This window comes from Alteriqipengyuania triglochinis (assembly GCF_054655655.1).
In genome coordinates this window covers 377994-391385 of record NZ_BAAHNC010000001.1, presented here as the reverse complement: position 1 = coordinate 391385, position 13392 = coordinate 377994, and the positions used below count along the sequence as shown (strand labels likewise).

Sequence of the window (13392 nt, the reverse complement as noted above, 5' to 3'; positions counted from 1 at the left end):
ATCTCTCGGGGGCGAGGGCGGGGAGTGGTCTGTTGTGGGGGTAATGGGCCGGCACCGAGTGCCGGCCATTCCGGATGGTGACCCCTACGGGAATCGAACCCGTGTTTCAGCCGTGAAAGGGCCGCGTCCTAACCGCTAGACGAAGGGGCCACATCCGAAGAAGCTTCATGGCGAAGCGGCGAAAAAGCCGTTAGCGCCGAAGCGAGCCGCGCATCTAGGGGGGGCGGCCAAAACGGTCAAGCCCGGTTTTTGCAATTTTATCCTTCGACCAGAGCTGCGTCCTCCAGATGCAGTTCCGCACGCGGCGTATTGGCCCAAGTGTCGACCTTCGCACGGCCAGCGAGCCACAGCTTCGTACCCGGATGAAGGGCGAGGAGGGCCTGCCCCCAGTCGGTATCGGCAATGCGGAAGGCGATCGCCTTGATCGACCCGCCATCGCGCGATCCGGCGACAAGCCGGACATGGTCCGTTCCCACGCGATCGACCTTGACCACATGCACCGGGCCGATGGCGAGGCGCGGGCCGGGCCAGCCCATGCCGTAGGGCCCGCCCCGCTCGAGCGTTTCGACAAGATCGACCGTCAGGCCGCGAGGGCCGAGCGAGAGATCGAATCCGAGCGAAGCTTCGGCGCTGGCCGCCGCGACCTGCCTTTCGAGCCGTGCCTCGAGCCATTCCTCCAGTGCCTCGATCTTGTCCTCGCGCACTGTCAGGCCCGCCGCCATCGCATGGCCGCCGCCCGCCTCGAGCAGGCCTTCTTCCCGCGCCGCCATGATTGCCGCCCCCAGATCGACCCCGGGGATCGAGCGGCCCGAGCCTTTGCCAAGCCCCGATTCGCGATCGCGTGCGATCACCAGCGTCGGCCGTCCGGTCTTTTCCTTGATTCGCCCGGCGACGATGCCGATCACGCCGGGGTGCCAGCCTTCGCCGTGAACGATTCGCAGGCTGCGATTCGCCTGGCGCGGCAGCTGTGCCTCGCTCGCTTCCTGCACTTCAGCCTCGATCGTGCGGCGGTCCTCGTTCAGTTGCGAGAGCTGGGCTGCGATCTGCGCGGCTTCTTCAGGATCTTCGGTCGTCAGCAGCCGCACGCCCAGGGTCGATTCGCCGACCCGGCCCCCGGCATTGATTCGCGGGCCGAGCGCGAAGCCGAGATCGGACGCCACCGGGGCGCGGGTAAGGCGGCTCGCGTCGATCAGCGCGCTCATTCCGGTATTGGCGCGCTTGGCCATCACCTTGAGGCCCTGCGAGACGAAGGCCCGGTTGAGCCCGTGCAGCGCCGCGACATCGGCGACCGTGCCCAACGCCACCAGATCGAGCAGGGCGCGCAGATCCGGCTCCTTGTGTGATGCGAAATAGCCGCCCTCTCGCAGTTTGCGGACCAGCGCGATGGCTACGAGGAAGGCCACGCCGACTGCGGCAAGATGGCCGTGAGCCGCAGCGGCGTCGGCCTCGTCCAGCCGATTCGGATTGACCAGCGCGACTGCGGCGGGCCGTTCGGGCGAGCATTTGTGATGATCGATCACGATCACGTCGACGCCCGCATCGCGAGCCGCCGCCAGTGCTTCATGCGCCATGGCACCGCAATCGACGGTGACCACGAGGCTGGAGCCCTGCTTGCCCAGCTGGACCAGCGCCTCGCCGCTTGGGCCGTAGCCTTCCAGCAGTCGGTCGGGGATGTAGTAGCCGGCCTGGTGGCCCAGCATGCGGAACAGGCGAATCAGCAAGGCGGCGGAGGTCGCGCCGTCGACGTCGTAATCGCCGTAGATCGTCACGGTCTCGCGCGTCAGGATCGCCTGCGCCAGACGCTCTGCGGCGACCTCCATGTCTTGGAAGATCGCCGGATCGGGCAGGAAGGCGGCCAGCTTGGGATCGCGCTGCCGGTCGAGATCGTCGCGCGTCACGCCGCGGGCGAGCAAGAGCTGGGTCAGGATATCGTCGCCGAGCCCGGCCGCTGCGCCTTCGTACTGGTTGCGCCCGCCGCGCCAGCGCCAGCTGCGCCCTGCCAGCGAGCGTTCGACGCCGAAAACATGTGTGGGAGCTGTGGTGGCCATCATCCGATACTAGCGCGCCCGACCTGCGCATCATAGCGCGCGGCGGTTGACTTTCGACAGGCCGGGCCGAGGTTGGGCGCATGGCCGATACGACCCTGCTTATCATCTGGCACAGCCGTACGGGCGCGAGCGAGGCGATGGCGCAGGCTGCCGCACAAGGCGCGGGCGAGACTGCGCGGTTGTTTGCCGCTGCGGATGCCCAGCCTGACGATCTGCTGGGGGCGGGTGGCTACCTGTTCGTCTGCCCCGAAAATCTCGCGAGCATGAGCGGCATGATGAAGGAGATGTTCGACCGCTGCTATTACCCCGTGCTCGGCCGGATCGAGGGGCGCGCCTTCGCCACCGCCATCTCCGCCGGGTCCGACGGAGAGGGCGCGCAGGCGCAGATCGACCGGATTGCCACGGGCTGGCGGCTCAAGCGGGTGGCGGATCCGATCATCATCAACATGGACGCGCAGACCCCTGAAGCCATTCTTGCCCCCAAATCTGTGCCACAAAACCGGTTGGACGAATGCGCGGCGCTGGGCGAGGCGATGGCCGAAGGGCTCTCCATGGGAGTTTTCTGAACCGGCGGATCGACGCAGATCGCTCCAATTCGGAGTAAACCGCGCCCCTGCCTCTCGACGCGCGTGCGGGACTTGCGCAAAGGTCCGCCCGCCAACGGACGTCAGGAAGGGAGGGAGGCGCGCATGTCGGAAGACCGCAAGCTGCACGCCGCGCCGGAGATCGGCGACGATCTGCTGATCCTGTTCCCGCGCAATACGCGGCCGACCTTGCGGCAGGTGCGCGCGCACGAGCGGATCGCCGGACTGGTCGATGCGCTCGGGCCCGATCTGGTCCATTATGGGCACCAGGTCGATATCGCCCCGCCGGACGGGCTTTCGTTGCAGAGGGCGGGGCTGGGGTTCGACCTCGTCGGACTGGCGCCCGGACCGTCCGTACCGGTGCCCGACATCGGCGACGGCGACGTGATCGACCAGGCGGCCAGACGATCGGTCACGCATGCAAGCTCGCTTCGCCTCGGGCCACATATCGCGGCGGGCAGGCGCAGCCTCACGATCCTGCGCGAGTGGTTTCGCCTCGGCAATGCCATCGCCACGACCTTCGGCGCGCAGGGTCTGTGCTGGGTGCCCGGCGGCATCGCCATGGAGAGCGCACAGGTCGCCGCCCATCTGCGCGCATGGGATGCGCGGGCCGACGTTCCGGTCAACCTGCTGGCGAGCTTCCGCCTGACGCTCGACGGGGCGCTGCAGAGTCACGGCCTCGCCTACTTCACCGGGCAGGAGTTCCGCATCGAAGCGCCCTTGCTGCAAGGCGACGAGGCGGCCCTTGCACGGCTGATCTTCACCCACCTGTTCTACGCCGGGATGCAGGAGCGCAGCGTGGAACTGGCAGCGCCCCAAGGCTATCCCCTGCGGCTCGAGCCGTCGGGCAACCGGCGTTTCCTGCGGGTCTGGCCCGGCTGACCGCGCGATGCCGCGCGGGAGGGCGCTCAGTAAGGCCTCGACGCCTCGTCCAGCGCGGCCTTGGCGTCCTTGTACTCCCGCTCCAGCCGGTCGACCATATCGGCCACGCTCGCGACATTCTTGACCGCGCCGACGCCTTGGCCCGAACCCCAGATGTCCTTCCATGCTTTGGCCTTGGAATTGCCGCCGCTGCCGAAGTTCATCTTCGACGGATCGCTCTCCGGCAGGTTGTCCGGGTCCAGCCCCGCCGCCTCGATCGAGCTGCGCAGGTAGTTGCCGTGTACCCCTGTGAAGAGGTTGGTGTAGACGATGCCGTCCGCGCTGCCATCGACGATGCCCTGCTTGTAGCCCTGTTCCGCGTTGGCTTCCTCGGTCGCGATGAAGGCGCTGCCGATATAGCCGAAATCGGCGCCCATGGCCTGCGCCGCGAGGACCGAGCGTCCGCTGGCGATCGAGCCGGAAAGCGCGATCAGCCCGTCGAACCACTCGCGGATTTCCTGCATCAGGGCAAAGGGCGAGAGCGTGCCAGCATGGCCACCGGCCCCGGCGGCGACCGGGATCAGCCCGGTCGCGCCCTTTTCGATCGCCTTGTGGGCGAAGCGGTTGTTGATGACGTCGTGCAGCGTGATCCCGCCCCAGTTTTCGACCGCCTGGAAGACTTCCTCGCGCGCGCCCAATGAGGTGATGACGAGCGGCACCTGCCACTTCTCGCACACCTGCATGTCTTCCTCGAGCCGAGCGTTGGAGCGGTGGACGATCTGGTTGACCGCGAAGGGTGCGGCGGGGCGATCGGGATTGTCGCGGTTATGCGCCGCCAGCTCTTCCGTGATCCGGTGCAGCCATTCGTCGAGCACGCCAGAGGGCCGCGCGTTGAGCGCCGGGAAGCTGCCGACGATCCCCGCCTTGCACTGCGCGATGACCAGTTCGGGGCCTGACACGATGAACATCGGCGAACCGATGATGGGCAGGCGAAGGCGATCGAACGGTGCGGGAAGGGGCATTGATGTTCTCTCCGGACAATGTGTTTGGGTGGGGTCTATGCGCAGGGTTCGCCCCTGTCGAGATTGCCGTTACGTCAACCCGGGCAGCCCTTTGAGGCGGTAGACCCGCGCCGCCGTGCCGGAGAACAGCGCGCGCTTTTCGTCCGAAGATGCCCCGGACGCGAGCCGCTTCAAGGCGTTCCAGAGCGTCGCATAGCTGCCTGCCCACTTGTCGACCGGGTAGTTGCTTTCGAACATCGCGCGATCCGGGCCGAAGGCGTCGATGCAGGTTTCCACGTAGGGCCGCCACATCTCCGCAAGGTCTTGCGAGGAGACGCTCTCGGTCGGCCCATCGGGCGGCATGCCGCAGAAGGACATCGCCAGCCCGCCGAGCTTCACGACCACATTCTGGCAGGCGGCGAGTTCGCGGATAGAGGCGCGCCAGCGCTCGAAATGCTCGTCCAGCTGGCCGCTGTAGCAGGCGCTTCCCAAAGGCGTGCCGCAATGGTCGAGCACGATGGCCTGCTCGGGGAAGGCGCGCGCAAGGTCTATCACATCGTCCAACTGGGGCTCGAGAACCCAGGCGTCGAAGCTCAGCCCGCGCTTGCCAAGTTCGGCGAAGCCCTCACGGAAGGCCGCGTTGCGATAAAGGCCTTCGGGATGGTGGAACGCGGGGCCAAGAACGGTGGGGTCCGCATCCCACGCACCGGCATGACGGATGCCCTTGAAGCGCGCGCCGCCCGCCTCGGCCAGCGCATCGAGCACCGCGCCCGCGCCAGCACCCTGACGCAGGTCTGCGTGGCCGACGATCCCGGCGCAGGGCCGCACCTCGCCATACAGGCCGCTCGCTCCCTGCGCGGCGACCCCGCGCGCGAACTCGACCTCGCCGACCACCTTCATCGCTTCGCTGCGCGCCGCATCGTAGAAGGCGCCGCATTCCATGAAGACGGTGCCGACGATCCGGTGGCCGCTGCCGGTATCGGCGGCGAACTGGTCGAAGGTGTAGTAGGCAGAGCGCGCGACGGTTTCGATGAAGGGGTGGCGCGGTTCGGGGAAGACCGGGATCAGCGGGCGCAGATCCCAAAGGTGATGATGAGGATCGACGATCGGCAGATCGGGATCGAGTATCTCTTCGCGCGCGGTCATGCGGTCTCCTGTCCAGGTGTGGCACACGGACGGGGTGCATTTTTGAAATTCGCCGGGCTGTGTGCATCCCCCTGGATCAAGGGATTGCGGGCGTATCCACGATACGACGTGTCACCTTCCGCGATCGCCACACGACACATCAAAAGCATCCTCTGTCCGGTCGCTTCTTTGTGAAGCAGATCCATAGAAGAGAGCCTGCCGCATCATGGCCCGGTAGGAAAGGGCCTCAACCCAACACAGAGAGCGCGTCTGCGGTGTTCGCCACGCGCGGCCAGTCCTGCGGGGGCTGGTGCCGCAGCCAGGTATATTGCCGCTTGGCGTAGTTTCGGGTCGCCTGCTGGCCCTTCGCAATCGCTTCTTCACGCGACAGCTCGCCGCGCAGCAGGCCGCCAATCTCGCGCACGCCAATCGCCCGCATCACCGGCAGATCGGGGGCAAGATCGCGCGCGAGCAGCGCATCGACCTCGGCCACCGCGCCCTGATCCATCATCGCCTCGAAGCGGATGTCGCACCGGCGGTAAAGTTCGCTCCGTTCGGGCAGGAGGATGACCGGGGCGAGGGCAACGTCGTCACCGATCCCGCCTTCCTTGCGTTGCTGCCATTCGCCCAGCGTCAGCCCGGTCGCCCGGACCACCTCCAGTGCGCGCGCAATCCGCTGCGAATCGGCGGCATCGAGCCGCGCGTGGCTCGCCGGATCCTCGAGCGCTAGCTCGGCATAGGCTTCGGCGGTCGGCATCGCGCGCACCGCATCGCGGACATGGGCGGGGATGGTGGGGACCGGTGCGATCCCGTCGAGCAGCGTGCGGATGTAGAGCCCGGTCCCGCCAACGAGGATCGGCACCGCCCCTGCCTGGTGGATGGCGGCAATCTCGCGCTTCGCAGCCTCGGCCCACTCGGCTGCCGAGCACGCCTGCGCACCGTCCCACGCACCGTAGAGGCGATGTTCGGCCCGCGCGAGATCTTCGGCCGGAGGCCGCGCGCTGAGCACGTCGAGATCGGCATAGACCTGCGCGCTGTCGGCATTGACGATCACGCCCGTGCGTCCGCGCGCGCCGAGTTTGTCTGCCAGGTCGAGCGCGAGCCCGCTCTTGCCGCTGGCCGTCGGCCCTGCGATGAGCGCAAGTGGCGCCTTTGCCGCAGTTTCGGAGAATGCATTCGTGCTCATCGCCCGCGTCCTAGCAGAGCCAGTGCCGTCCGAGGCAAGTCTCACCGCACTGGAAAGTGCATTGGCCAACGCTGGCCAGCCGCTTGCCGGGGCATCCATGCTCGATCACTGCGGCGAAGTGCTCGAAATCGCGATCCCCGAAGGCACGCGGGAAGTGGTCGCGCCGCTGGTCCAACAGCATCTGGCCCCGGGTGCCGCGCTCTTCGCCGACGATACGATCCGCATTCCGGGCCTGCTGGTCAGCGACATGGATTCGACCATGATCGGCCAGGAATGCATCGACGAGCTGGCCGACTTCGCGGGGGTCAAGCCGAAGGTGGCCGAGATCACCGAACGCGCAATGCGCGGCGAACTGGATTTCGAGGGTGCGCTCAAAGAGCGGGTGGCGCTGCTGAAGGGGCTCGATGAAGATGCGATCGCGCGCTGCCTAACGGAACGGATTGCTCCGTCCCCCGGCGCGGCCACGCTGATCGCGACGCTCAAGGCGCACGGCGCGCGCTGCGTGCTTGTTACAGGCGGCTTCCACCGCTTCGCCGATCCGGTTGCCGAGCGGCTTGGATTCGACCGGGTCGTCGGCAATCGCCTGCTGGTCGCCGATGGCACGTTGAGCGGTGAGGTGCAGGAGCCGATCTGCGACAGTTCGACCAAGGAACGCACCCTGCGCGAGGAAGCGGCGCAGCTGGGTGAGAACGCGCGCACGCTGGCGCTGGGCGACGGGGCGAACGATACCCCGATGCTGGTCGCGGCCGATTACGGCATGGCCTACCGCGCCAAGCCCCAGACGCGCGCCGCAGCCAATGGCTGGATCGATGGCGAGAACCTGACCGCGATGCTCCTGCTGCTCGGGATCGATCGCGCAAGGTGGGTGATGAGATAGGGCTTGGAACTTCCGCGCGCATCGACTATTTACACCGATGTCAGTAAGGAATGCCGTCATGAGCGAAGCCAAGCCTGTCATCTCTATTTCCGACGCGGTCGAGGCTGCGCGCGACGGAACGCTGTTGCGTCATCCGGAGCGACCCGTTCCGAAATACCGGCCGCTGACCGCGATCCACCATTTCCGCGAACTGCTGAAGGACAAGGAAGACACCAGCCATGTCTTCCGCATCTTCGAGGCCCTGCCGCACAAGAGCTTTATGCCGCGCGTCCGCGAACTGACGTTGAGCGAGCGGGGCGAGCGACTGCGCGCGGAAGAGCCTTATCTGCCGCCGATCCTCGATGATCATGACGCTCTGCGCCAGCTGCCCAGGGGCACCGTCGCGCATGCCTACTGCGATTTCATGGAGCGTGAAGGGCTCTCTGCCGCCGGGCTGGTGGCAGAGGCCGACAAGCTGGGCCGGCGCCGGTTCGGCGATCTGGTCGAATGGTTCGGCTTCCGCAGCCGCGACACGCATGACCTGATGCATGTTCTGACCGGCTACGGGCGCGATGCGCTGGGCGAGCAGTGCGTGCTGCTGTTCACCTACGGCCAGCAGCCCAGCCATGGCCACCTGCTGATCGGTTATGCCGGCGCGCTCAACATCAAGCAGAACGTGAAGGGCAGCCGGGCACCGGTGCTGAAGGCGGTGCGGCAGGCGCAGAAGACGGGCACCGCGTGCCCCGCGCTGGTCGGCATGTCGATCCGCGAACTTCTGGCGACCGATCTCACCAAAGCGCGCCGGATGCTCAATATTCCCGAACCGCACTGGTATCGCGAATGCCATCGCGTCTGGCGCGAAGAAGGGATTGATCCCTACGACCTGCTGGGCAATCCGCCCGCCGAAGAGGGCGCGCAGGCCGTCGCCTGATCGTCACCTGCGGACGGGGGGAGGGGCGGTGACTACCCCTCCATCCACTCCTGGAAGAACGCTTCGTTTGCAGCGCGCAGGTCTTCGACTTTGACGCCCAGCAGGCTGTCGCCGCCGACCGTGCCCAGCCGCCGGAAGCCCACCAGCGCAGCCGCTTCGCTCTCGGGCCCCTCGGCGACGATGGCGTTGAACGCCTCGACCTTGTCCGGGCTGACGGTGATGACGTAGCGGCTCTGGTCCTCCCCGAACCACCATTGGGCGCTCGTGTAGGCGTCGTTCGCGGTGACGTCCGCACCTACGCCGCCCGCAAGCGCCATTTCCGCCAGCGTCACGGCGAGGCCGCCGTCCGAGCAATCGTGCACTGCGCTCAGCAGGCCTTCGTCGATCAGCTTGAGCACGATCTGGCCCGCGCCACGCTCTGCCAGCAGGTCGACCGGCGGCGCGCGGCCTTCGTCGCGGCCGTGCACTTCCTTGAGCCACAGCGACTTGCCGAGGTGCGAGCGGACCGGATCGGGCTTGGCCCAGAACTCGGGTGCGACGAGATAGATCGCGTCGCCCTCGCTCTTGAAGCCGATGCTGGCGAGCTTGTCGTAATCGGCAATCAGCCCGACTCCGCCGATGGCGGGCGTGGGCAGGATGGCGGAGCCGCCGCCGGTCGCCTTGCTCTCGTTATAGAGCGACACATTGCCGCTCACGACGGGGAAGTCGAGCGTGCGGCACGCCTCGCCCATGCCGTCCAGCGCGTGGACGATCTGTGCCATGATCTCGGGCCGCTGGGGGTTGGCGAAGTTGAGGCAATTGGTGATCGCGAGCGGCTTCGCGCCGACTGCGCACAGGTTGCGGTAGGCTTCCGCGACCGCCTGCTTGCCGCCTTCGAAGGGGTTCGCGTAGACATAGCGCGGGGTGCAATCGGTGCTGATCGCCAGCGCCTTCTTCGTGCCGTGCACGCGCACCACGCCCGCATCGCCGCCGGTCTGGAGCGTGTCCGCGCCGACCTGGCTGTCATATTGCTGCGAAATCCACCGACGCGAGGCGAGGGCGGGGCTGCCCATCAACTTAAGCAGGTCCGCGCCGACATCCTCGCTGTCGGGCACGTTTTTCATGGGCGTGATTTTCGCCCAGGTCTTGTACTCGTCGAGCGGCAGGTAAGGCCGGTCATAGAGCGGCGCATCGTCGGCCAAGGGCCCGAGCGGAATGTCGCACACGGTCTCGCCTTCGAATTCGAGCACCATGCGGCCCCCGGACGGACCGGGCTCGGTCACTTCGCCGATCACCGCGAAGTCCAGTTCCCACTTCTCGAAGATGGCGCGGGCCATGTCTTCCTTGCCGGGCTTGAGGACCATGAGCATCCGCTCCTGGCTCTCGCTCAGCATCATTTCGTAAGGGGTCATGCCCTCTTCGCGCTGGGGCACGTCGTCCATCTTGAGCCGGATGCCCACCTTGCCGTTGGTGGCCATCTCGACGCTGGAGCTGGTCAGCCCCGCCGCGCCCATATCCTGAATCGCGACGATCGCGTCGGTCGCCATCAGTTCGAGGCAAGCTTCGATCAGCAGCTTCTCGGTGAAGGGGTCGCCCACCTGCACCGTGGGGCGCTTGGCTTCGGCATCTTCCTCGAAATCCGCGCTCGCCATGGTCGCCCCGTGGATGCCGTCGCGCCCGGTCTTGGAGCCGACATAGACGATGGGATTGCCCACGCCGGTCGCGGCAGAATAAAAAATCTTGTCCGCGTCCGCGACGCCCACAGTCATCGCGTTGACGAGGATATTGCCGTCGTATGCGGGGTCGAAATTGGTCTCGCCTGCAACGGTCGGCACGCCCACGCAATTGCCGTAGCCGCCGATCCCCGCAACCACGCCCTGGACCAGATGCTTCATCTTCGGATGATCGGGTCGCCCGAAGCGTAGCGCGTTGGCATTGGCCACCGGCCGCGCGCCCATGGTGAAGACATCGCGCAGGATGCCGCCCACGCCCGTCGCCGCGCCCTGATAGGGTTCGATATACGATGGGTGGTTGTGCGACTCCATCTTGAAGATCGCCGCCTGACCGTCGCCAATATCGATCACGCCCGCATTCTCGCCCGGGCCGCAGATGACCCAATCGGCCTCGGTCGGCAGCTTCTTGAGGTGCAGACGAGAGGATTTGTACGAGCAATGCTCGCTCCACATCACGGAGAATATGCCGAGTTCGAGCAGGTTGGGCTCGCGGCCGAGAGCGTTCAACACGCGCTCGTATTCCTCGGGGCTCAGCCCGTGCTGCTCGACGACTTCGGGGGTGATCTGGGATGCGTTGGTAGCCATGCGAGGCCGCTTAAACCGCTCCGCGTTTGAGCGCCAGTCCCCCGTCTCGGGGTTTCACACGCCTCTTTTGGCCGAGCCACGATGCGGCCAGCGTCAGGAGGCCGAAGGCGAAGAACCCGGTATAGGCCAGCGCACCCGTCACCGCATCCGGCTCCGGGCCGAACCAGTTGACCGCCTGGAGAGCCAACAACAGCCCGGCGAGGAGGAGCGCGGGCAGCAGATAGCCGCGCGTGCGGGAGATGAACCACGCCATCGCGCCGAAGGTCAGCAGCAGCTCAAGCGGCATCTCGATCGCCGGAATGTTCCAGAGGCCCAGGCCGAATTTCGGGGGATCGCCGGCGAGCGTGAGGTCGGGGCGATGGACCAGCAGGTCGAGCAGCCAGTGCGAGAGCACCACCGTGCCCGCCAGCAGGCTCGCCAGCCTGTCGCGTGTTGTGACCAGCGCCAGCAGCGCAAAGCCGAGCGCAAAGCCCGCGCTGCCCAGCAGGCTGTGCGTATAGGGCATGTGATACAGGTCCAGCGGGTTCATCGCGGTGATGCCCGGCACGATCCGCAGGTCTTCCACGCCGATCAGCACGAACAGGAAAAACGCCCAGTCGACCAGTTGTGCTGCGAGGAAATACATTCCCAGCCGCGGCTTGGCCGGCGTCACCGCCGCTGCCACGAAGGCGGGGGCGAAGTGCCCGATAAACATGTGCGTTCCTCCCCCAGCGCCGCATCGCTCTGCTTGACCCGCCACCGGCACCCCGTCAATGCTCGCCCGCGATGACCGAGGACAACACTCCCAACATTTCCGAAATGAGCTTCGAAGAGGCGCTTCGTGCGCTCCAGCAGGTCGTGCGCCAGCTGGAGGACGGCGAGGTTCCGCTCGATCAGTCGATCACGCTCTACGAACGCGGCGAGAAGCTGCGCGCGCATTGCCAGGCCCGGCTCGACGCCGCGCAGGCCCGGATCGAGGCGATCGTGCTCGATTCCAGCGGTCAGCCGAGCGGTACGAAAACCTTCGACGGCGCGGACTGACGGCGAGGGTGAGGGGCGCCTGAGATGGACTTCGAGGATACCAACGGCGCGCGGCTGAAGGTGGCGCTTGCCACGATCCAGACCGAGGTCGACGAGGCGTTCGACGGCCTGCTGCCCGTACCCGACGATACGCGCGCACCGCTGTTCGAGGCGATGCGCTACGCCGCCATCGGCGGCGGCAAGCGGGTGCGCCCGCTGCTGCTGGTCGCCACCGCGACGATGCTGGGCGTCTCGCGTAAGGCCGCGGTGCTGGCGGGCGCGGCGGTCGAATCGATCCACGTCTATTCGCTCATCCACGACGATCTGCCATGCATGGACGATGACGACATGCGGCGCGGCAAGGCCACGCTGCACAAGGCGTTCGACGAAGCGACCGCGGTGCTGGCGGGCGACGCGCTGCATGCGCTGGCGTTCGAAATCCTGACCTTCGAGGGCGTGTCGGCCGATCCCTTCATCCAGGCCGAACTGGTCCGCTGCCTCGCCCTTGCGAGCGGGATGGGCGGCATGGCGGGCGGCCAGGCGATGGACATGGCCGCCGACAGCACGACGTACGATCTGCACACGATCACCCGCCTGCAACAATTGAAGACCGGCGCGCTGCTGACCGCGAGCGTGGAGATGGGCGCGATCCTCGGCCGGGTGCCGCCCGATGCGCGCAGCCCGCTGATCAACTATGCGCGCGATATCGGCCTTGCCTTCCAGATCGCCGACGACCTGCTCGACCATGAAGGGGACGAGGACAAGGCGGGCAAGGCGCTGCGCAAGGACGAGGAACAGGGCAAGCAGACCTTCGTCTCGCTGATGGGCGCGGATGGCGCGCGCAGCCAGGCCAGGGCGCTGGTCGAACAGGCCTGCGGGCACCTCGCGCATTACGGCGGGGACGCGGGCGTCCTGTGCGACCTGGCGCGGTATATTGTGGAGAGAGACCGGTGAGCGAACGCATAGGCATCTATCCGGGCACTTTCGACCCGATCACGCTGGGCCATGCGGACATCATCCGCCGCGCCTCGCGGCTCGTCGACCGGCTGATCATCGGGGTGACCACCAACCCGTCCAAGAACCCGATGTTCGAAACGGACGAACGCCTCGCCATGGTCGAGCGCGAGGTGGCGGCGATGGACATCGGCAATGTCGAGGTGGTCGGCTTCAATGCTTTGCTGATGAAGTTCGCCAACGCGCAAGGTGCCAACGTGATCGTGCGCGGCCTGCGCGCAGTCGCGGACTTCGAATACGAATACCAGATGGCGGGCATGAACCAGCAGCTCGACGACGATATCGAGACGGTGTTCCTGATGGCGGATGTCTCGCTGCAGCCGATCGCGTCCAAGCTGGTGAAGGAAATCGCGGTCTATGGCGGGGACATTTCGGCCTTCGTCAGCCCGTCGGTGCGCGAGGATGTGGTCGCCCGGGTCGAGAAGATCGGCATGAAAGGCGACTACTGACGCGCGCGGCGCGCGCCAAATCGTTCATTGCGCGGACAGCG

General features: G+C 66.7%; 13 protein-coding genes and 1 tRNA gene. 7 read left to right on the top strand and 7 right to left on the bottom strand.

Annotated features, from left to right (window positions below; genetic code table 11):
* Window positions 1-75: 75 nt before the first annotated feature.
* Window positions 76-150: transfer RNA gene (locus ACYQ0L_RS02005), tRNA-Glu, on the bottom strand.
* Window positions 151-257: 107 nt separating this feature from the next.
* Entirely contained in the window at window positions 258-2048 is a 1791-nt protein-coding gene (recJ, locus tag ACYQ0L_RS02000; RefSeq protein ID WP_459787255.1) for a single-stranded-DNA-specific exonuclease RecJ, read from the bottom strand.
* A gap of 80 nt (window positions 2049-2128) precedes the next feature.
* Between recJ and ACYQ0L_RS01995 the strand changes: the two genes are divergently transcribed.
* Window positions 2129-2614: a flavodoxin family protein gene (locus ACYQ0L_RS01995; protein ID WP_459787254.1), complete on the top strand. Its 486-nt coding sequence runs from the start codon at window positions 2129-2131 to the stop codon at window positions 2612-2614.
* Between the two features lie 123 nt (window positions 2615-2737).
* Window positions 2738-3514 carry a hypothetical protein gene (locus ACYQ0L_RS01990; RefSeq protein WP_459787253.1) on the top strand — a complete coding sequence of 259 codons (777 nt, stop codon included), beginning with the start codon at window positions 2738-2740 and terminating at the stop codon, window positions 3512-3514.
* Window positions 3515-3540: 26 nt separating this feature from the next.
* Here ACYQ0L_RS01990 and ACYQ0L_RS01985 read toward each other — a convergent pair whose 3' ends face one another.
* From ACYQ0L_RS01985 to miaA, 3 genes are all read right to left on the bottom strand, one after another.
* Complete coding sequence (locus ACYQ0L_RS01985; RefSeq protein WP_459787252.1) at window positions 3541-4515, bottom strand: NAD(P)H-dependent flavin oxidoreductase; 975 nt, start codon at window positions 4513-4515, stop codon at window positions 3541-3543.
* A gap of 69 nt (window positions 4516-4584) precedes the next feature.
* Window positions 4585-5640: an amidohydrolase family protein gene (locus ACYQ0L_RS01980; protein ID WP_459787251.1), complete on the bottom strand. Its 1056-nt coding sequence runs from the start codon at window positions 5638-5640 to the stop codon at window positions 4585-4587.
* A 226-nt stretch (window positions 5641-5866) separates the two neighbouring features.
* Complete coding sequence (gene miaA, locus ACYQ0L_RS01975; protein WP_459787250.1) at window positions 5867-6805, bottom strand: tRNA (adenosine(37)-N6)-dimethylallyltransferase MiaA; 939 nt, start codon at window positions 6803-6805, stop codon at window positions 5867-5869.
* Between the two features lie 97 nt (window positions 6806-6902).
* Between miaA and serB the strand changes: the two genes are divergently transcribed.
* On the top strand, window positions 6903-7682 hold the full coding sequence (gene serB, locus ACYQ0L_RS01970; protein WP_459788012.1) for a phosphoserine phosphatase SerB: 780 nt from the start codon (window positions 6903-6905) through the stop codon (window positions 7680-7682).
* 58 nt (window positions 7683-7740) lie between these two features.
* On the top strand, window positions 7741-8592 hold the full coding sequence (locus ACYQ0L_RS01965; protein ID WP_459787249.1) for a Coq4 family protein: 852 nt from the start codon (window positions 7741-7743) through the stop codon (window positions 8590-8592).
* A gap of 32 nt (window positions 8593-8624) precedes the next feature.
* Here the strand turns inward: ACYQ0L_RS01965 and purL are convergent, their stop codons facing one another.
* Complete coding sequence (gene purL / locus ACYQ0L_RS01960; protein ID WP_459787248.1) at window positions 8625-10889, bottom strand: phosphoribosylformylglycinamidine synthase subunit PurL; 2265 nt, start codon at window positions 10887-10889, stop codon at window positions 8625-8627.
* 10 nt (window positions 10890-10899) lie between these two features.
* The gene (locus tag ACYQ0L_RS01955) at window positions 10900-11583 is read right to left on the bottom strand and encodes a hypothetical protein (protein ID WP_459787247.1); all 684 of its coding nucleotides are present in this window, start codon (window positions 11581-11583) and stop codon (window positions 10900-10902) included.
* 71 nt (window positions 11584-11654) lie between these two features.
* On the opposite strand from ACYQ0L_RS01955, the gene ACYQ0L_RS01950 reads away from it, so the two are divergent.
* Genes ACYQ0L_RS01950 through coaD form a run of 3 tightly spaced genes read left to right on the top strand, consistent with a single transcriptional unit; the run spans window position 11655 to window position 13351 of the window.
* The gene (locus tag ACYQ0L_RS01950; protein WP_459787246.1) at window positions 11655-11909 is read left to right on the top strand and encodes an exodeoxyribonuclease VII small subunit; all 255 of its coding nucleotides are present in this window, start codon (window positions 11655-11657) and stop codon (window positions 11907-11909) included.
* A 24-nt stretch (window positions 11910-11933) separates the two neighbouring features.
* Window positions 11934-12842: a polyprenyl synthetase family protein gene (locus ACYQ0L_RS01945; protein ID WP_459787245.1), complete on the top strand. Its 909-nt coding sequence runs from the start codon at window positions 11934-11936 to the stop codon at window positions 12840-12842.
* Window positions 12839-13351 carry a pantetheine-phosphate adenylyltransferase gene (gene coaD, locus ACYQ0L_RS01940; protein WP_459787244.1) on the top strand — a complete coding sequence of 171 codons (513 nt, stop codon included), beginning with the start codon at window positions 12839-12841 and terminating at the stop codon, window positions 13349-13351. The genes ACYQ0L_RS01945 and coaD overlap by 4 nt, the downstream gene beginning before the upstream one ends.
* The last annotated feature ends 41 nt before the right edge of the window (window positions 13352-13392 follow it).

Coding starts and splice junctions, on each gene's coding strand:
- recJ (WP_459787255.1), bottom strand. CDS start 2,048: ATGGCCACCACAGCTCCCACACATGTTTTCGGCGTCGAACGCTCGCTG.
- purL (WP_459787248.1), bottom strand. CDS start 10,889: ATGGCTACCAACGCATCCCAGATCACCCCCGAAGTCGTCGAGCAGCAC.
- ACYQ0L_RS01955 (WP_459787247.1), bottom strand. CDS start 11,583: ATGTTTATCGGGCACTTCGCCCCCGCCTTCGTGGCAGCGGCGGTGACG.
- ACYQ0L_RS01995 (WP_459787254.1), top strand. CDS start 2,129: ATGGCCGATACGACCCTGCTTATCATCTGGCACAGCCGTACGGGCGCG.
- ACYQ0L_RS01990 (WP_459787253.1), top strand. CDS start 2,738: ATGTCGGAAGACCGCAAGCTGCACGCCGCGCCGGAGATCGGCGACGAT.
- ACYQ0L_RS01945 (WP_459787245.1), top strand. CDS start 11,934: ATGGACTTCGAGGATACCAACGGCGCGCGGCTGAAGGTGGCGCTTGCC.
- miaA (WP_459787250.1), bottom strand. CDS start 6,805: ATGAGCACGAATGCATTCTCCGAAACTGCGGCAAAGGCGCCACTTGCG.
- ACYQ0L_RS01980 (WP_459787251.1), bottom strand. CDS start 5,640: ATGACCGCGCGCGAAGAGATACTCGATCCCGATCTGCCGATCGTCGAT.
- serB (WP_459788012.1), top strand. CDS start 6,903: ATGCTCGATCACTGCGGCGAAGTGCTCGAAATCGCGATCCCCGAAGGC.
- ACYQ0L_RS01965 (WP_459787249.1), top strand. CDS start 7,741: ATGAGCGAAGCCAAGCCTGTCATCTCTATTTCCGACGCGGTCGAGGCT.
- ACYQ0L_RS01950 (WP_459787246.1), top strand. CDS start 11,655: ATGACCGAGGACAACACTCCCAACATTTCCGAAATGAGCTTCGAAGAG.
- ACYQ0L_RS01985 (WP_459787252.1), bottom strand. CDS start 4,515: ATGCCCCTTCCCGCACCGTTCGATCGCCTTCGCCTGCCCATCATCGGT.